The following is a 17,762-nucleotide window of genomic DNA, read 5'->3' as shown; positions in this document are numbered from 1 at the left end:
ATGACTGAGAAACCCGGATACGCCCAGCCGCAGGCTCCGACCGGAGATGCGGATGAGCCGAAGAGCCCGAGTGCGCCGATCTACACCGCGAAGGTCGAGAACCTCGGCGGCACCTCGGGTGAGGTGCGCGTCGAAGACGGCCAGACCTTGCCCACCGCCCCGACCTCACGAGTCGAAGAGGGCAACAACCCGGAACAGTTCCTCGCCATGGCCTGGTCGACCTGCCTCGGCGAGACGCTCAAGGTCGTCCTCGCGGTCAATGAGATCGAGGCGCTCTCACGCGTGCGCGTCGAGGTCGAGCTGCACAACGAACCCTCCGGCAACGGCTTCTACTTCGCCCCGAAGGCGTTCATCTCCATCGAAGGAGTCTCGGACACCGACGCCGAGAAGTACGCTGCCCGCGCCCACGCTCGCTGCCCCATCTCCAAACTGCTCATGGGCAAGGGCACCCCGGTCGTCGAGATCGAACCCTACAAGAACCCGGACGACTTCCAGCTCAGCTGAACCGGCTGAGCAGACAACGAGAGGCCCCGACTGTCACGGTCGGGGCCTCTTCCGTCGGCGCCTGCGCTTTACCTGTCGGACTCCGCGGCAACGTCGGCGGCGATCTGCGCCAAGTGCACGGCCGCCTCGGCGGGGCGGATCAGCCATCCCACGTGGGACGACGCGAGTGTGCGCACCCGGTAGGGATTGTCCGGGGTGAGCGCATCACCTTCGCGGATAAGGCGATCCTGCATCGCGGTCGGCACGCTCCGATCCTCGCCGAGGCGGACGAACGTACGCGGAATCGTCCCCCACGTGCCCGCCTGCGCTCGGTGTTCGGGGCCTCCCGCGTCGAGGTTCTCATCCGGCTGCAGTGAGTTCAGGAAGATGCGGAATTCGTCATCGCTGACGTCGGCGCAGAAGAGTGCTTTCAGGCCGTCGAGGACCTCCGGGTCGGCCTGGCGGAAATTGCAGCGCAGCAGTCCCAACTGCCCGGGATCACCGGCCAGGGCCCGGGCGAGAGCCGCATTGTCGACGTCGGCCATCTCCGGTTCGACATTGTATTCGGCGGCCGGGAGGTCCACCGGTGCCCATGCGGAGACATAGACCATGTGGTCGATGAGCTCCGGATGCTCGTTCGCCAAGGCGGTCAATGTGGCCCCGCCGCGGCTGTGGGCGACGATGACCACCGGTCCGTGCTCCTCGGCACGGGTGGCCGCCTCGGTGAGAGCCTGGACATTGTCGTCGACGGTCACACCCCTGATCGATCCCGGCTCCGAGGTGAACTGGGCGACGTCCTGAGGCGCCTGATACCCGAGCGGGAAGGTGGCGGCGAAACCGTGACCCGGCAGGTCGACCGCAGCCGAGCGCACTCCGTGGAAGGCGAGTTCGGCCTGCAGCGGGGCGAAGGAGAAGGAAGTGGCGAAAGCGCCGTGGACGAGGATGAACGTCGGCTGCGTCATCTCCTCAGCCTAGCGCCCGCCTCGGCGATGGGAACGGAACACCAGACAAATGGCTCACTGGATGCCGAAGCGGATTACAGTGGCTGGTAGGTCGCTTGGCACCGGGCCGGGCACGGAGCGACGAGAGGAGCCGAGGTGGAGATGAACTTGCAGGAGTTCCTGTTCCTCGCCCTCGACCTCACCGGCACCTTCGTCTTCGCAGTCTCCGGAGTGCTGCTGGCCGCGCGACGCAATTTCGACATCACCGGCGGGTTGGTGCTGGGCACGATGACGGGCATCGGCGGAGGCATGATCCGCGATGTGCTCCTCGACCGGGTGCCCAACGCCATCGGCCAACCGATCTACCTCGCCCCGCCGGTGATTGCGACCCTGCTCATCTACATCATCGGCTCCCACATCTCCCGGGCACGGATCTGGATCGTCGCCTTCGACGCGATGGGCCTCGGCCTCTTCAGCGTCACCGGCACGACGATCGCGCTCGCCGCCGGGACGAACTATCCGGCGGCGCTGCTCATGGGTGCGCTGACCGCGTGCGGCGGCGGACTCATGCGCGATGCCGTGGCCAGTGAGGATCCGGCGATCTTCCGCGGCACCGACCTCTACCTCATCCCCGCCCTGTTCGGTTCGGGGCTGACGATCCTCGCCGAGGTGACCGGACTGTTGGGTGCCATCGCCTCACTCATCATCGCAGCCGCCGCCTTCGGCTTCCGCATGCTCGCCTGGAAGCTGCAGTGGCGGGTGCCGCAGCCGATGCGGCAATGGTCGTACCGGGACACCGGACAGCGCGTGAAGAAGAAGCTGCCGTCGGTGTTCCGGAAACCGGACTGAGGGGGTGTCGGAGTCTCGCTTCGTTGCAGTCCGCGGTGTCGAGGCTGACACATCGCTGCGGGTACCGGCCGTCGTGACCTATGCGACGATGAAATCATGAGTGAGACACCGGCCGGACCGCCCCCTCTCGGACCGCTTCCGCTGCACGAGGTGGAGCAGGTCCCGACATGGACGCGTGACTTCCTGCGCGTCCTCGGGGTCTCGTTGTCTGGGGCACTGTTCTTCTCCTTCCTCATCTGGTTCGCCTCGACCGAGCTGATGTTGCAGCAGAACTTTGAAGTCATCGAAGCGGACGCAGTCTGGATGGGGATCTGCGCCGGAATTTTGGCCTTCTTCTTCCCATTCCTGTTCATGAAGCACAAGCGCCCGGACGACGGGTTCCGGCGTGAGGGTCTCATCCCGCTGGCTCTCTTCAGCGTCGTCGCCTCCGCAGTCATCGTCACGTTGGCGGCGCTGGTCTGGCCGTTCTTCCTCGGCGAGCGGGCCGTTCCCGGAACGGTTGCAGCGGAACTCAACGCCGATCCGGCGAGCTTCTTCCTCGTCCTGCTCTTCTTCATCGGCGGCATGGCGTGGAGTATGTGCATGATGATGCCGATGATGATCGGCGGATACAAGGTGGCACTGTGGCTGCTGCTGCCATATCTCGGATTCGTCTTCCTCATCTGCTTCGCCGGTGTGAGGGTTTTCGATAATCCGCCGAGCCTGCTCGCCACGATGATCTGGCTGGCCGTGGCATTGTCCGGTCTGGCGGTGCTGACCGTGCTGGCGGCACTGCGGAATGTCATCGACAAGCCGAAGGCCCAGATGACCGCGGCGGAACGCGATGTGGCCCACCAGAGATACGTGGATGATAGGCGTCGGCGTGGACTGACGAACGAGAACCCGCTGCCGGGCATCGACGGACCTCAGCCGCCGCAGAGGAACCAGCCGGGTCCTGCTCCAGGTCAGCGGCCCGGTCCGCCGGTCCAGGAGCGTCCTCCTCATCCCCGTCATCGGCCTCCACAAGGCCCCAGGCGGTGAGCGTTCACCGGTGACTCATCGGTATAGACGCGGCCATTCCCACCTGGAAAGATGAACGCATGAGTGAGCCGACGAGCAACTGGACGACCGATCCCGCCCCACTTCTTCGCGCCGGGGAGGGATTCCGCCTCGGCGAGGTCGATCCCGAATCCACTCCCGGCTACGACGGGGACAAAAAGAGTGGCAAGAAGGATCTCGAGGCGCTGTCTGCTGAACTCAATGACCTGCAGGAGCGCTTCTTCGCTGCTCACCATGACGAGGACTCCGGCCCCGCTGTCCTCCTCGTCCTGCAAGCCATGGACACAGCCGGCAAAGGCGGAATCGTCCGCCATGTCGTCGGCGCCGTCGATCCGCAGGGCGTCGAGCTCGCCGCCTTCAAGAAACCGACTGATGAAGAGCTCGCCCACGACTTCCTTTGGCGCATCCGCCCGCGCGTGCCCGGGCCGGGAATGATCGGAGTCTTCGACCGCTCACACTACGAGGATGTGCTCATCGGCCGCGTTCGCGAACTCGCCGACGAGGCCGAGATCGAGCTCCGCTACTCAGTCATCAACGACTTCGAAGCCGAACTGGTCGCGGCGGGAGTGCGGATCGTCAAGGTCATGCTCCACATCTCTCCGGACGAGCAGAAGAAGCGCCTGGCCGAACGCCTCGACCGGCCGGACAAGTACTGGAAATACAACCCCGGAGACGTCGACGAACGACTCCTGTGGCCGGATTACATGGACGCCTACCAGGCCGTCTTCGACCGCACCTCCACCGAGGCGGCACCGTGGTTCGTCGTGCCCGCGAACCGGAAATGGTACGCACGCTTGGCTGTGCAGCGGCTGCTGCTCGATGTCCTGGTCGACATCGACCCGCAGTGGCCCGCCGCCGATTTCAACGTGGAGGTCGAGAAGAAACGGCTCGTCGAGAGCTGAGGTTCTCAGTCGCGACGGATGCTGAAGTCGACCTTCGTGGGGTGTTCGACGGTGCGGGAGACCGTGCAGTATTTGTCGTGAGAGAGCCCGACGAGACGTTCGATGCGGGCATCGGCCCTCCGGCCCTGCTCGTCGTCGGGAAATGCGAGGTCGAAATCGAGGTGGACGTTGTCCACACGGGAGGCCCCGTCCTCGTCGATCTTGTCTGCGGTCGCGGAGACGTCGAACTTCGTCGGTTCGGTGTGACGGCTGGTCACGGTATCGACATCGATCGACGAGCAGCCGGCGACGGCGGCCAGGAGCAGTTCGACGGGGGTCATGAGGCCCTCGCCGCGGCCGAATTCGATGCTCGCTCCACTGGGGGCGGTGGCGCGGTAGTGGTTTTCGGCGATGCGGGTCAGTTCGATGCTGCGGATGTCTTCACTCATGGACTAATGATGGCAGACTCCAGGGTGGCAGGAGCTGGAACGATCAGGGTTTGGTGAAGTCGACCTCGCTCGATTCCTGCACACGAGCCTGCCGGCCGGGACCGGATTCGAACTGCCAATACAGGTTTGTGTGGGAGACGACCTGCTCCGGTGGGGGAGCACCCCACTCGGTGAGATCCTCGGTGGTGTGGGCGTCGGTGACGAGGGTGACGTCGTAGCCGCGGGCGAAGCCGCCGTGGATCGTCGAGCGCACGCAGGCATCCGATTGGGCACCGGTCACGACGAGGTGGCCGACGTCCTTTCCGGCGAGCACTTCCTCGAAGTCCGTGTCCTCGAAGGTATTGCCGTGGGTCTTCTCGACGATGGATTCGCCGTCGGCCGGGGAGAGCGTGTCGACGATCTGCCATTGCGGGGAATCGATCGGCAGCTCACCGGAGCTGTGCCGGACCCAGACCACCTCGGTGCCGGTGTCCCGGGCACGGTCGACGAGATCGGAGATCGTGGAGATGACCGATTCGGAGTTCCAACTGGCCTGCATCACCCCGTTCTGGACATCGATGACGACGAGGGCGGAGTTCGGGCGGGTGGACGTCGGCGGTTGGGATGTGGACATATGATCCTCCTTGATCAAGGATCATTGTCCTCGCCTCGATCCCAGCAGACAAGAGGTCGGTGCCGGTCGGTTCCGCGAGTGTGAGAATGGGGGAGTGAGCGATTTCTCTCAGGACAACGGCGGTGCCGCCGGTCCGCGCCGGTTCAGCGTGCTGCGCAGCTGGAAGACGGCGCCCTATCTGATCGGATCGGGCACGGCGATGATGGGCGACAACATCGAGCACGTCATCACCTATTGGGTGCTGTGGCAGAAGTTCGAATCCCCGGCACTCGTCGGATTCCAGCTCATCAGCCACTGGCTGCCCTTCCTGCTCCTGTCCGTCTATGCCGGGTCACTGGCCGAACGCTTCGACTGCCGCCGCCTCATCCAGATCGGACAGATCATGTTCATGGTCGTGTCCCTGTGTTGGGGGATCCTCTTCCTCACGGACTCTCTGCAGCTGTGGCAGGCCTGCGTGCTGCTCGTCATCCATGGCCTGGCCGGATGCCTGTGGGGTCCGGCCGAGCAGATGATGCTCCATGACTTCGTCGATCGGAAGGAGCTGCCGAGCGCTGTCCGGCTCAATGCGACGTTCCGCAGCCTCGGCATCCTCTTCGGTCCCGTCGTCGGTTCCGCTCTGCTGCTCGGGGTCGGTGCCACATGGGGCATCTTCATCAACATCGTCTTCTATCTGCCGCTGACGATCTTCCTCATCCGCACCCCCTTCACCGGACATCTGCGCAGCGGAGGAGTGCGCACTGCGCGGACGACTCTCATCCAGTCGCTGCGGGTGCTCATCGACGTCCGCCACAATCGCGCAATCGTCGGCATGCTATTGCTGGCCGCGCTCGCCTCGACGACGATCGGGGCGGTGCTGCAGACGGCGATGCCGGTGTTCGGCGACATTCTCAACCCGGTCGGCGGGGACAGCGACTTCACCTATGGCGTGCTGCTCTTCGCCATGGGTGCAGGCGGGGTGCTCGGGGGCTTCGGGCTCGAGGCGACCGGGTGGATCAAGGCCGTCCCGGCTGCCGCGGCACTGGCCGCCGCGGCGATGGGCATCAGCTCTCTGTTCTTCGCCCTGACCTCGCACCTGTGGCTGGCCGTCATCATGCTCGTCATTGCCGGAGTCTCGAAGATCACCGCCGAGTCGACCGAGATGGCGATCATCCAACTCGAAGCGCCGCCGGAGATCCGCGGCCGCGTCATCGGCTCCTATGCGACGTTCGGGCCGGGGATGCAGACCTTCTCCGGAGTCACCGTGGGAGTGCTCGGCACGATCGCCACGATCCCCGGAGCCGTCATCATCGGCGGCACGGTCCTGGCCATCGGAGCGGTGGCCATCGGCACTTACGCCATCACAGGAAGGCGCAACCCCCATGCCCCAATTGCTACCTGACGGGGGCGCAGCAACCTGGCGCCAGGTATCTGGGCCGCCGTCACCTGCTTCTGCGCGGGGATTCAGGGTGCCATCGCTCGGGTTCGCCCACGTCAAAGGCACACGGCATGAGGCTCGGCCGGGAGCAGTCGTCGACGCTCATGGTCCGGTCGGCGATCGTGAGTTCTGCTTCGTCGATGTCGAACGACGGCAGGTGCTCAAAACCGTGCAGAATCCTCGGCTCATCCGCATGACCACCTCACTCGCCGACGGCACGCTGACGATCACCCTGCCCGACGGGCGCTCTGCATCTGGGGTGCCAGTCGGCTCGGGCGAGCACCTGATCTGCTGCTACTGGAAGCGACCGGTCGAACTCGAACTCACTGACGGTCCGCATTCGGAACTCGCCTCCGAGTGGCTGGGAAAGCCGGTTCGGCTGGCCCGCGCACATCGTGGAGACGTGGTCTACGGAGCTGGCCTGTCGATCGTCACTACTGCTTCGATGAGGGAACTCGCCGATCGGTCGGGTCATCATGAGCTGCTTGATGAGGCTGCCCGCTTTCGTGCCACCCTCGTCCTCGACACGGACGAACCCTTCATCGAAGAGACCTGGCGAGGCCGGGATGTGACGGTGAACGTGCCGGGCATCGGCGCGCTGCGTGTGCGGATCGGGAGTCCGATTGCGCGGTGCGCCATCCTCGATCTCGACCCGATCACTGGGGAGCGGGGCAGCAATCTGCTCAAGACGCTTGCCGCCAGCCGCCCGCGAAATGAGGCGGGTGAACCGTACTTCGGAGTCAATGCCGAGATCATCGAAACCTCTGCTGCTCCGGACACCTGAGCGGCGACGTCCCAACGCAGGTGACGGCGGCCCAGATACCTGGCGCCAGGTTGCTGCGCCGCCGTCGGGTAGCAATTAGGTGACGGCGCCGCGGATCTTGTGCGCCGGGGTGTCCCAGAGTCGGTTGTCGAGGATGTCGCGCAGGGCCTCGACGGTGTCCCACACCTCGGTGAACCCGATGTAGAGCGGGGTCAATCCGAACCGCAGCACCTCCGGCTCACGGTAGTCGCCGATGATTCTGCGCTCGATGAGCGCGCTCATCACCGCAAATCCCTCCGGATGCCGGATCGAGACCTGGGAACCGCGATGAGCGTGCTCACGTGGAGTGACGACCTCGACCGGGTGATCGGCCAAACGCTCATCGACGAGATCGATGAACAGGTCCGACAATGCCAGGGACTTCTCCCGGACCTGTTCCATGTCCACCCGCGAGTGGATGTCGAGGCCGAGCTCCGCCACGGACATCGACAGGATTCCCTGCGTTCCGGTGAGGTAGCGGCGGATGCCGTTGGCGGGCCGGTAGTCCGGGGCCATATCGAAGGGCTGCGCATGCGACCACCACCCCGACAGAGGTTGGCTGAATCGGTTCTGCAGCGCCTCGGCGACCCAGATGAACGCAGGAGAGCCGGGACCGCCGTTGAGGAACTTGTACGTGCAGCCGATCGCCATGTCCGCACCGGTTCCGGCCAGATCGATGGGCAGAGCACCGGCCGAATGGCACAGGTCCCAGATGACCATGGCGCCGCCGGAATGGATCGCCGAGGTGGTCGTGCCCATTTCGAAGAGCCGACCCGTCCGGTAGTTCACATGGGTGAGGACGACGAGGGCCACCTCGTCGGACATCGTGGTCGGGAACCCTGCTGTGACTTCCTCATCGTCGACGAGGCGGACTTCGTAGCCGTCGCCGAGCTGCTCGGCCAATCCTTCGAGCATGTAGATATCGGAGGGAAAGTTCTCCCGCTGGGTGAGGATGACGCGCCGGTTCGGGTTGTCCTCGGCCTGCATCTTCAGCGCGGCCGAGGCAGCCTTGAACAGATTGATCGACGTGGTGTCTGTGACGACGGTCGACCCGGCCCCGCCGCCGACGAGCCCGGCGACCTTCTCACCCAGCTTTGCCGGCAGATCCCACCAGCCGGCGGTGTTCCATGACCCGATGAGGCCGGTGCCCCATTCGTCGGTGATGACTTCCTGGGCGCGGTCTGCGGCTCCCTTTGTGCGCGGGCCGAGAGAGTTCCCGTCGAGGTAGATCGTGCCTTCCGGGAGCAGGAACTCTTCGCGGAAGCCGTGCAGGGGATCGTTCGCATCGCGTTGTTCGCAGTCCGCGCGGGTGATTGCAGTCGGGGAGCCAGTTGAGTTCGCCGAGGTGGCTGTCCGGTCAGAGGTCGTCATCGTCGCCTTCCACGTGGTGGGGGGACCTGTGGGTTCGTCTGCCTTCCAGGCTACCGTGCGTCGGCTGATTACGATCTAAGTCCTGCTCATGACGCCAGACGACGGCAGCCGACGGTGCGGAGGACACCGCCAGGCGATCGTTTCTAGTCTGAGATCAGCACCGACCCGCATGATCTCGACCGCACGCTCGCCCACTCGATCAGGAGCCCACCATCATGACTGCAGCCACCACCGAGTTCGACACCACCATCGCCATCAGCGACGAAGAACGCGCCACGCGGCTGACCACAGCCGGAAACGCATGGAACGAACGACTGGCCGCCTCGGCGAAGAACGGGCAGCTGACGTTCTCGGCCTCGGGCACCGCTCGCGGTTCGGTGTCCTCGGTCATCACCGCCGGCCGCCACACCTTCACTGTCGACGAACCGACCCCGCTGGCCGGCGACGACGCCGCCCCGAACCCCGTCGAATACGCCCTCGGCGCATTGATCTCCTGCCAGGTCGTCGTCTACCGCCTCTACGCCCAGAACCTCGGACTGACCATCGACGAACTCGATGTCAGCGCTGAAGGCGACCTGGATGTGCGGGGACTCTTCGGCGCCGATGAGACAGTGCGCCCCGGATTCTCGTCCGTGCGCGTGAGCGTCAACATCGCCGGACCCGACAGCAACGAGGACTACCAGAAGCTGCAGGAGACCGTGGACGCTCATTGCCCCGTCTTCGACATCTTCACCAACCCGACCCCGATCGACGTCACCGTCACGAAGACCAACTGACCTCCCAGGACTACCCGACGGCGGCCCAGCAACCTCGCGCCAGGTTGCTGAGCACCCGTCAGGTAGCAAATGGGTGTTGACAGGGGGCCTGGGCGCGGTAAGAATCGAATTCCCACCGTCCAGCCATCCAGCTGTCGTGGACCGTCCGGTGTCGCGTCTCCCGATCCGTCGCCGTCACTGCAAGGGAGCAGTTATGACCCAGATCTTCGTCAACCTTCCGACCACCGACCTCGAGCGCGCTAAGTCGTTCTACCAAGCCATCGGCGCCGAGGTGGTGCCCGAGTTCACCGATGACAACGCGTCGTGCATCAAATGGACCGATGATATCTTCTTCATGGTCCTCACCCGGGACTATCTCGCCACGTTCACGGACAAACCGATCGTCGACCCGCACACCGCGGCTCAGGCGCTGACTGCGATGAGCCGCGAATCCCGCGACGAGGTCGATGCGATGCGCGCCTCGATCCTCGACGCCGGCGGCGGGGAGAACAAAGAACCGCAGGACCTCGGGTTCATGTACGGCATCAGCATGACCGACCCCGACGGCAACATCCTCGAGTTCATGTGGATGGACCCGGCGGCAGCCGAGCAAGGTCCCGAGGCCTTCGAGCAGAACTGAGCCTGATCAGCCCGAAACCGATTTGGGGCCGGCCGGGACGCCGAACTACCCGACGGCGGCCCAGCAACCTGGCGCCAGGTTGCTGGGCCGCCGTCAGGTAGTAATAGGGGTGATTGAGGGGGCCGAGGCGGTTCAGCCTGCGTGCGCGGCGAGGACTTCGAGCACGGAATCGCCGTAGCGGTCGAGCTTCTTCAGACCCACGCCGCTGACTTGACCGAGTTCGCTGATCGTCGTCGGTTTGACCTCGACGATGCCGTAGAGCGTAGCATCGGGGAACACGACGTAGGCGGGCACGCCCTGCTCCTTCGCCTGCTCTCCGCGCCAGGAGCGCAGAGCCTCGAACAGGGAGGCTTCGGCCGGGTCGAGCTCGACTTCGGGGCCGCCTCGGCGACTTGATCCGGCCCTCTTCGCTCCGGCTTTCTTCACCGGGTCGACACGCAGTGAGATCTCCTCTTCTCCGCGCAGTACGGGGCCGGCGTTCTCGCCGACCACAAGCACACCGTAGTCACCATGGGATTCGAGGAGGCCGCGGGCGAGCACCTGCCGGATGACGGTCTTCCACTGGCTCTCGGACAGGTCCTCGCCGACGCCCCAGACGCTCAAGCTCTCATGGTCCGAGGCCCGGGACCGGTCGTTGTCATTGCCGCGCAGCACATCGATGACTTGGCCCGAACCGAAACGCTGCCCGCGTTCTCGGTCGAGTCGGATGACGGCCGACAGCAGCTTCTGCACGGCCACGGTCGCGTCCCAGGTCACCGGGGGTGTCATGCAGGTATCGCAGTTGCCGCACGGTGCGGATACCTCATCGAAGTACCGCAGCAGCTGCACACGTCGGCAGTCGACGGTCTCGCAGAGCGCGAGCATCGAATCGAGGTGGCTCATCTGGCGGCGTTTGAACACCTGGTCGCCTTCGCCGGATTCGATGAGCCGGCGTTGGGAGACGACATCGCCGAGGCCGTAGACCATCCACGCGTCTGCGGGCAGTCCGTCACGGCCGGCGCGACCGGTCTCCTGATAGTAGCCCTCGACCGAGCGGGGCAGATCGAGGTGGGCGACGAAGCGGACATCGGGTTTGTCGATGCCCATACCGAAGGCGATGGTGGCAACCATGACGATGCCGTCCTCCCGGAGGAACCTCGCCTGGTTCTCCGCGCGCACCTCGGAGGGCAGCCCTGCGTGGTACGGCAGGGCTGTGAGGCCGCGGGCGACGAGTGCTTCGGCCAGCTGATCGACCCCGCGCCGGGACAGACAGTAGACGATGCCCGAATCCCCGGGGTGTTCGGTGGTGATGAAGCTCAGCAGCTGCGATCTCGCCGAGGCCTTCGGCTCGATCCGGTAGGTGATGTTGGGTCGGTCGAAGCTCGCGACGAAGTGCTCGGCATCCTGGAGGTGGAGTCGTTCGGTGAGTTCAGCGTGGGTGGCCGGCGTGGCCGTGGCCGTCAGGGCGATGCGCGGGATATCGGGGAATCTTTCGGCCAAGACGCCGAGTCCCAGGTAGTCGCTGCGGAAGTCATGTCCCCATTGGGACACGCAGTGGGCTTCGTCGATGGCGAACAGGGAGATCTGTGCCTGCTCGAGCAGTCGCATCGTCCGCGGCAGGACGAGACGCTCGGGCGCGAGGTAGAGCAGGTCGATCTCTCCGGCGAGCAGCTGCTGTTCGACCTGCTGGGCGGTCTCGAAGTCGAGGGACGAGTTGAGATAGGCGGCCCGCACACCGAGGTTCTCCAGTGCCGCGACCTGATCGGCCATGAGCGCGATGAGCGGGGAGATGACGACACCCGTACCGGTTCTGACCAGGGCAGGAATCTGATAACACAGGGATTTGCCGCCGCCGGTGGGCATGAGCACGACCGCATCCTCACCGCCGACGACCTGGTCGACGATGGCCGCCTGCTGACCCCGGAACTCCTCATAGCCGAAGACATCGTGAAGGACATCGAGGGCGGAGGTCGTGGCTGCGGAGGTCATGGCTCCCACCCTAGTTCACGTCACTGACCCGAACCTCCATCGGAGACGAGACTACGGAGGAGTGGTTTGAGACCTCGGAGGAAACAAACCGAGGTCCCGATGCGACAAGTCGAGGTGTGGGAGAGAGTGGAGATGGGACCTGCCGAGAAATATGGGTCACCATCGGATGCTTCGAAGCGCGGAAAATATCCGATGGTGACCTACATTTTCCGGAAAGTATCCGAAAGTGACCATTAATCGGGAGCCGGGAGGCAGATCTCCGGAAATCAGGCCTCTGGCCGACGTCCGCCGCGCGGTTCCGTGCGAACCCGGCCCCAACGGCCCCAACGGCCTCGACAGTCCAGTTACCCACCACCCGACACCACAGCGACCTGGCCCCGTCACCACAGCGACCTGGTCTCGACGGCCCAGCGACCTGGCAATCCCATACTTAACGGCCCGCGAACCTCCGTGCCGCCACGAGTCCCAACACGCACACCACGGCCACCGCGACGGCGAAGACGACGGTCGCATTCGCCAGTCCCACCTCGGCGGCGAGGAATCCGGCACCGATCGCCGGCACCGACATGAACACGTAGGCGAGGATGAAGTATGAGGTGGTCGCCTCGGTGCGGTGCTCGGGCGCGGTCACCGCGGTGATCGCGCGCATCCCGGTCATGAACACGAGCCCCTGCCCGGCCCCGGCCAACGCCGCGGAGACGATGAGCACCGGCAGCGACCCCGCCACGAGTGCGAAGACGAGCGCACCCATGCTCACGATCATGGTCACGGTCCCGCCGACGATGAGCCGACGGTCGTTCAACCCGCGCAGCAGCACCTGCGCAGTCGCCGAGGCACCGAAGAGGAGGAAAACGACGGCTCCCGTGACCGCGGTCGACGTCAGGTGCAGGGTCTGCCCGATGAAGCTCGGCGCGATCGCCGAATACAGCCCGCACACCGCGAAGCCGGTGATCGCCCCAGGTGAGGCGGCCAGGAACATGCGCTTCGCCGAGGCGGGAATCCCCGGCAGCTGCAACCGCACAGCCGTCGCCCCGCCCCGCGTTCGGTCCCGCACGAGGATGAGCGCCAAGCCTGCGATGACGAGCATGAGCGCGTTGACGAGGAACGGCGTGAGCAGGGGAGCCGGAGCGAAGCGGGCGAGCAGCCCGGAGGACAGGATCCCGAGTCCCAGCCCGCCCATATTCGCCGCCGTCGCCAAGGATCCGGCGAGCCGCTCGCGACCGGCCGGCGCATTCTCGAGCACGGTGACGGTGGCGGTGGACGTGAAGATCCCCGCGGCCAGCCCGGACAGGACCCGGCCGGTCAGCAGCAGGCCGATGTGGGACCCGATGAGGAAGAGCACCGCCGAGCTGATCGAGAAGATCACCCCGAGGCTGAGCACCGGCCGACGCCCCAGTCCGTCGGAGAGCCGACCGAAGACGATGAGCGCGCCGATGACCCCGACCGCGTAGATCGCGAAGAGCTGAGTGGTGAATGCGGTGCCGAACCCGAACCGCTCCTCATAGAGTGGATAGAGGGGCGTCGGCAGGGTGGTGCCCATCATGACGACGGTGAATACGTACACCGAGGCGGCCAATCCCCATCCCGTCGCGACGCGCGGTTCCGGATGTCGCCGGTGTGCTGCCGCCGTTTCGTCGGCCACTGCCGCACCCCTTTTCCGTCTGAGATCGTCCCTCGCCGAGGTGGCCCACCGCACCCATCGCCCCGATCGTCCGAGGACCGGTCCGGTGCCATTCGATCCTGACAGGTGCCTGCAGGCGGTGAACCGATTGCGATTGTACGCTGGAACTTACGAGTCCATGCCTGTTGGCGGCATGGCGGATTGTGCGCACCCGCGAGAAGGAGCAGATTCCGATGACGACGACTCCGAACAGCCCCGTCGACACCGTCCCGGCCGCGCCAGCGGATCCGACCCGACGTCGTGTGATGAAGACAGCGGGCGTGGCCGGAACGGTGGCGGTCATCGGCGGCTCGGTGGCGGCCACTTCGGCGTGTTCGTCCGACGAGGATGCGGAGCCGACGAAGGACTCGAGCCTGTCGGCCTCCGACGTTCCCGTCGGTTCCGGCACCGTCATCGAGGACACCTACGTGATCACTCAGCCGAAGGAAGGCGAGTTCTTCGCGTTCTCATCGGTGTGCACCCACCAGGGCTGCCAGGTCACTCGCATCACCGAGGAGGCCATCATCTGCCCGTGCCATTCCTCGAACTTCTCGGTGACGACCGGAGAGGTGATCTCCGGTCCGGCCGAGGAACCGCTGCCGAAGTACGAGGTCTCCGAAAGCGGCGGCACACTGACCGTCAAGGGGCAGTAGGGCACGTAGGGACCGACTCAAGCCGCCGCCGTCCTACGCAGCCCGCCGTGGTCGGCCGTTCGCGGAGTCGGGCACACTCCGTCAGAGGAAGAGCCCGGGGAGGACGAGGGCGCCGGCGATGAGGAGCGCGAGCAGGGCGGAGAAGCCGAGCCCACTCGCTTCGTTCCGGCGTGCCTTCGCATCGTCGGATCGCCACGGCAGGTCCGCCCAGACGAGCGCACCCCGGAAGACGGAGACGGCGATGACGAACATTCCGGCCAACCAGACATAGATGAACCAGCTCTCCCAGCCTCCGAACGGTGTGATGAGGCGGATGAGCAGCACGAATACGACCGCCGTGACCATCCCCGAGAGCAGCCCGATTCGGGAAGCCGCACGGGGAGCTCGCCACGAGGTGAATGCACCCCACGCCACGATGAGGGCCCCGATGACTGTTGAGACGAGTTCGGGACTCATGAGCTTTCTCCCTTCGTTGAGCCTTCGTCCGCGGATGCTGTACCGATGAGCGTCGCGGCAGCATCGACGTCGTTGGCTGAGTCGTTCAGGACGACGATGCCGTCACCGGTCTCCCTGTCGAATCCGAGGTACGACCGAAAGCCGCCGGTGCCCCCGTTGTGCCACGTGATGGTCGATCCGTCGTGCGTCGTCGTGAACCACGCCCAGCCGATGCGGTCGTCCTCGAAGTCGGCCCGAGGTTCGGCCGCCTCGGCGCCGGGCGCGGTTCCGTCGCTCACGGCTCGCAGCCAGATCGACAGGTCATGGGTCGTCGATCGAATCGCGCCGGCAGGCGCCGAGCCGCCGAGAGTCCACGGAGCGGCCGGCAGCCCCGATGCCGTGAACCCGTGGGACAGGCCGTCGGCGGAGTCGGGAACGAACGTCTCCTTCATTCCCAAGGGTTCGGTGAGGCGGTCGCGAACGAGCTCGGAATAGTCCTTTCCGGCCACCTCGGCGAGGGCTTGGCCGAGGACGGCGAACCCGTAGTTCGAATACTCGGGTTCCGGCTCGCCCACGTCCACGTCGTTGAGGCTCGCCACGATGTCCCCGGGGTCCCCGCGGTACGGGTCGGTGTGCAGGTAGTTCGACAGCACGCTCATCACTCCGTCGCTGAAGCTCGGAGCGGGTTCCTGGGAGGGCAGCCCCGACCGCTGCATCGCAATCGACTCGAGCGTCACCTCGGCGACCTTCCCCTCCAGGTTCGGCCACACCTCGCCGAGGCGGGTGTCCGCCTTCACCTCGCCCCGGTCGATCGCCTCGGCGAAGAGCGCTGCCGTGAATGTCTTCGTGATCGAGCCGACCTCGAATTCGGTATGCTCATCGGCTCCGGTTCCCGCGAAGGTCACTCCGTCGCCGTCGATGCGAGCCGCGGACACGTGCTGCCAATGCTGGCTGCCGAGTGCGCCTTCGAGTTCGGTCATGAGCTCGGCGTCCCCTGTCGGCGTGCCCTGGAAGCCGCGCGGCCACGGAGTGATCGCCGCGAGCACAGCAGCCGTGATGGTTGCCGCGATCACGGCAATCAACACTCGCCGAGGCGGCCGTCCCGCAGCCGCCGATATGCGGTGATTGTCGAAGGCGGTCATCGTTCCTCCTGGTCAGCAGGGGTGGAAAGTGTGGTGGTCGGGACTGGGGCGTGCGGTGGGCGAGCTGCCCGCCGGCGAGAGGTTCTGTCAGTGCGTTCCGATGAGGACGAGGGTGAGCAGCGGAACGACCCGCTGAGCAGGCACACGCCAGTGTCCGCGGCGCGCGCTCTCCAACCAGCCGGCCCCGGCGAGAGCATGCACATGGTGATAGATCTGCCCGGACGTGCCGAAACGTTCGTCCTTGCCGAGTTCGGCCACGGTGCACGTGCCCTCATAGATCTCCTGGAGCAGCTGCAGGCGGACCGGGTGACCGAGGGCTGCCAGGGATCCGGCTGCCTCGGCGAAATCGATCTGCGCCAGCCCTGCGCTGCTCAGACCCATCTGCCACGCCACGGGTCCGGTGCCGCCCGGGGGAGTGGTGTACCCGGTGTAGGTCACTCCTCCGTCCTCGCCGAGGTGGTCGACGAGCCCATGCAGCGCCCAGAACGTCTCGTTGTCGCCCGGCAGGGCGGATCCCGTTTCGCTGGGCTCTGCAGGCGAGCCCGCAGTGCCGGACGATGCTGGCGACTCCGTTCCAGCCGACGACGTTTCGCCCACGTCCTTCTGAGTCGCTGCAGTCCGCTTCGGCCCATTAGCAGCAGCCTCGAGCTCGGCGACTCGCTGTTCGAGAGCGGAGAGGCGATCTTCTGCCGACGGTGTTGGTTCCATGCTTCGACAATACAGGAAGTACGTAATTACGTAAATACATGAAAAGCAGAGAAGCGCCTCTCACCCGACCCTGAACCGACGCTGATCGGACAGACTCAGGCAGGCGACCTAGACTGGTGCCGTGATGAGTACCGAAGATCCGCGCACCGAATCCACAGCCCCGCGCAACGAAGCCGCCCCGCAGGCCATTGCCGCAGCGAGTCGACTCGGCTGGCCGATGATCGTACGCGGAATCCTCGGCGTCGCCTTCGGCATCGTCACCGTCTTCTGGCCCCGCGATTCGAGCAATCCGCTGCAGCTGAGCCTGCCGACCGAGGTCGTCGACCACCTCGCGATCAGCTACCTCATCCTCTTCGCCGTGGCCGTGGTCTTCCAGGCTGTGCGCTCGCCGTTGAACGTGCGCACCGCGATCTTCGGACAGGCCGTCATCGCGATCCCGGCCATCGTCTTCCTCTTCCTGGCCGACCAGCCCGCCGAACTGCGCGCGGCCCTGAGCATCTGGGCCCTGCTGCACGGCGCCCTCGAATTCTGGGCCTACCGGCAGCTGCGGTCCCAGCCCATGGCCTCGGACTTCCTCATCGCCTCCGGAGTCCACGTCCTGCTCGGCATCATCCTCGTCTTCGGCGACGGCATGGAGGCGCTGTCGATCCTCGGCTTCACGGGAGCGGCGACCCTCATCGCCGGCGTGATCTTCATCATCGGCGGCTACTCCCGCCTGAGTAAGGGCCGCCAGTTGGCGAAGCTCGGTGCCCTGCCCGAACAGATCGACACCCCCGCCGAGGCGGTCGGGTCCGCTGATGCTGCCCCCTCGGGTTCCGCTGACGCCGCCGGCGATGCGAACCCGTCCGAGGCCGCGGACACGTCCGACTCAGCCGATGCTGCCGGCGAAGCCGACGCCGCCGATTCCGGTGATCCGGACGATCCGGACACCGGCACCCCAGTGACGAAAGAGCCCTGACC

General features: G+C 65.6%; 19 protein-coding genes. 10 read left to right on the top strand and 9 right to left on the bottom strand.

Annotated features, from left to right (window positions below; all coding sequences use genetic code 11):
- A complete protein-coding gene (locus D3I60_RS10480) occupies nt 1–504 on the top strand; it encodes an OsmC family protein (protein WP_262776170.1) in 504 nt (167 codons plus the stop codon).
- 68 nt (nt 505–572) lie between these two features.
- On the opposite strand, the gene D3I60_RS10475 is transcribed toward D3I60_RS10480, so the two are convergent.
- The gene (locus D3I60_RS10475) at nt 573–1,445 is read right to left on the bottom strand and encodes an alpha/beta hydrolase (RefSeq protein ID WP_262776169.1); all 873 of its coding nucleotides are present in this window, start codon (nt 1,443–1,445) and stop codon (nt 573–575) included.
- 141 nt (nt 1,446–1,586) lie between these two features.
- On the opposite strand from D3I60_RS10475, the gene D3I60_RS10470 reads away from it, so the two are divergent.
- From D3I60_RS10470 to D3I60_RS10460, 3 genes are all read left to right on the top strand, one after another.
- Complete coding sequence (locus D3I60_RS10470; protein ID WP_262776248.1) at nt 1,587–2,273, top strand: trimeric intracellular cation channel family protein; 687 nt, start codon at nt 1,587–1,589, stop codon at nt 2,271–2,273.
- Between the two features lie 96 nt (nt 2,274–2,369).
- Nucleotides 2,370–3,293: a hypothetical protein gene (locus tag D3I60_RS10465; protein ID WP_262776167.1), complete on the top strand. Its 924-nt coding sequence runs from the start codon at nt 2,370–2,372 to the stop codon at nt 3,291–3,293.
- 59 nt (nt 3,294–3,352) lie between these two features.
- The gene (locus tag D3I60_RS10460; protein ID WP_262776166.1) at nt 3,353–4,213 is read left to right on the top strand and encodes a PPK2 family polyphosphate kinase; all 861 of its coding nucleotides are present in this window, start codon (nt 3,353–3,355) and stop codon (nt 4,211–4,213) included.
- A 5-nt stretch (nt 4,214–4,218) separates the two neighbouring features.
- Here D3I60_RS10460 and D3I60_RS10455 read toward each other — a convergent pair whose 3' ends face one another.
- Both D3I60_RS10455 and D3I60_RS10450 read right to left on the bottom strand, forming a co-directional pair.
- Complete coding sequence (locus tag D3I60_RS10455) at nt 4,219–4,641, bottom strand: OsmC family protein (RefSeq protein WP_262776165.1); 423 nt, start codon at nt 4,639–4,641, stop codon at nt 4,219–4,221.
- 43 nt (nt 4,642–4,684) lie between these two features.
- Nucleotides 4,685–5,254: a cysteine hydrolase family protein gene (locus tag D3I60_RS10450; RefSeq protein WP_262776163.1), complete on the bottom strand. Its 570-nt coding sequence runs from the start codon at nt 5,252–5,254 to the stop codon at nt 4,685–4,687.
- A 94-nt stretch (nt 5,255–5,348) separates the two neighbouring features.
- On the opposite strand from D3I60_RS10450, the gene D3I60_RS10445 reads away from it, so the two are divergent.
- Together D3I60_RS10445 and D3I60_RS10440 are read left to right on the top strand one after the other, a co-directional pair.
- The gene (locus D3I60_RS10445) at nt 5,349–6,632 is read left to right on the top strand and encodes an MFS transporter (protein ID WP_262776162.1); all 1,284 of its coding nucleotides are present in this window, start codon (nt 5,349–5,351) and stop codon (nt 6,630–6,632) included.
- A 67-nt stretch (nt 6,633–6,699) separates the two neighbouring features.
- The gene (locus D3I60_RS10440; RefSeq protein ID WP_262776161.1) at nt 6,700–7,452 is read left to right on the top strand and encodes an MOSC domain-containing protein; all 753 of its coding nucleotides are present in this window, start codon (nt 6,700–6,702) and stop codon (nt 7,450–7,452) included.
- A 75-nt stretch (nt 7,453–7,527) separates the two neighbouring features.
- Here D3I60_RS10440 and kynU read toward each other — a convergent pair whose 3' ends face one another.
- The gene (kynU, locus tag D3I60_RS10435; protein WP_262776160.1) at nt 7,528–8,841 is read right to left on the bottom strand and encodes a kynureninase; all 1,314 of its coding nucleotides are present in this window, start codon (nt 8,839–8,841) and stop codon (nt 7,528–7,530) included.
- Between the two features lie 215 nt (nt 8,842–9,056).
- Here kynU and D3I60_RS10430 point away from each other — a divergent pair, with 215 nt between their 5' ends.
- Entirely contained in the window at nt 9,057–9,617 is a 561-nt protein-coding gene (locus tag D3I60_RS10430) for an OsmC family protein (protein ID WP_262776159.1), read from the top strand.
- A gap of 193 nt (nt 9,618–9,810) precedes the next feature.
- Complete coding sequence (locus tag D3I60_RS10425; protein WP_262776158.1) at nt 9,811–10,236, top strand: VOC family protein; 426 nt, start codon at nt 9,811–9,813, stop codon at nt 10,234–10,236.
- 132 nt (nt 10,237–10,368) lie between these two features.
- On the opposite strand, the gene recQ is transcribed toward D3I60_RS10425, so the two are convergent.
- Both recQ and D3I60_RS10415 read right to left on the bottom strand, forming a co-directional pair.
- Nucleotides 10,369–12,204, bottom strand: coding sequence for a DNA helicase RecQ (gene recQ / locus D3I60_RS10420; RefSeq protein WP_262776156.1), 1,836 nt, complete (start codon nt 12,202–12,204; stop codon nt 10,369–10,371).
- A gap of 430 nt (nt 12,205–12,634) precedes the next feature.
- Nucleotides 12,635–13,846 carry an MFS transporter gene (locus D3I60_RS10415; protein ID WP_262776155.1) on the bottom strand — a complete coding sequence of 404 codons (1,212 nt, stop codon included), beginning with the start codon at nt 13,844–13,846 and terminating at the stop codon, nt 12,635–12,637.
- 212 nt (nt 13,847–14,058) lie between these two features.
- Here D3I60_RS10415 and D3I60_RS10410 point away from each other — a divergent pair, with 212 nt between their 5' ends.
- Nucleotides 14,059–14,517 carry a Rieske (2Fe-2S) protein gene (locus tag D3I60_RS10410; protein WP_262776154.1) on the top strand — a complete coding sequence of 153 codons (459 nt, stop codon included), beginning with the start codon at nt 14,059–14,061 and terminating at the stop codon, nt 14,515–14,517.
- Between the two features lie 81 nt (nt 14,518–14,598).
- On the opposite strand, the gene D3I60_RS10405 is transcribed toward D3I60_RS10410, so the two are convergent.
- From D3I60_RS10405 to D3I60_RS10395, 3 genes are all read right to left on the bottom strand, one after another.
- Nucleotides 14,599–14,973 (bottom strand): hypothetical protein, encoded by a 375-nt coding sequence (locus tag D3I60_RS10405; protein WP_262776153.1) that lies wholly within the window; start codon nt 14,971–14,973, stop codon nt 14,599–14,601.
- Nucleotides 14,970–16,094 (bottom strand): serine hydrolase domain-containing protein, encoded by a 1,125-nt coding sequence (locus D3I60_RS10400; protein ID WP_262776152.1) that lies wholly within the window; start codon nt 16,092–16,094, stop codon nt 14,970–14,972. Before D3I60_RS10400 ends, D3I60_RS10405 begins: the two co-directional genes overlap by 4 nt.
- A gap of 87 nt (nt 16,095–16,181) precedes the next feature.
- The gene (locus tag D3I60_RS10395) at nt 16,182–16,802 is read right to left on the bottom strand and encodes an ArsR/SmtB family transcription factor (RefSeq protein WP_262776151.1); all 621 of its coding nucleotides are present in this window, start codon (nt 16,800–16,802) and stop codon (nt 16,182–16,184) included.
- 124 nt (nt 16,803–16,926) lie between these two features.
- On the opposite strand from D3I60_RS10395, the gene D3I60_RS10390 reads away from it, so the two are divergent.
- A complete protein-coding gene (locus D3I60_RS10390) occupies nt 16,927–17,760 on the top strand; it encodes an HdeD family acid-resistance protein (protein WP_262776247.1) in 834 nt (277 codons plus the stop codon).
- Nucleotides 17,761–17,762: the final 2 nt, after the last annotated feature.

The sequence above is a fragment of the Brevibacterium permense genome (assembly GCF_025506275.1).
Classification (GTDB): Bacteria; Actinomycetota; Actinomycetes; order Actinomycetales; family Brevibacteriaceae; genus Brevibacterium; species Brevibacterium permense_A.
Note: the sequence above shows the minus strand (reverse complement) of the source record. Positions and strands in the feature narration are given on the sequence as shown.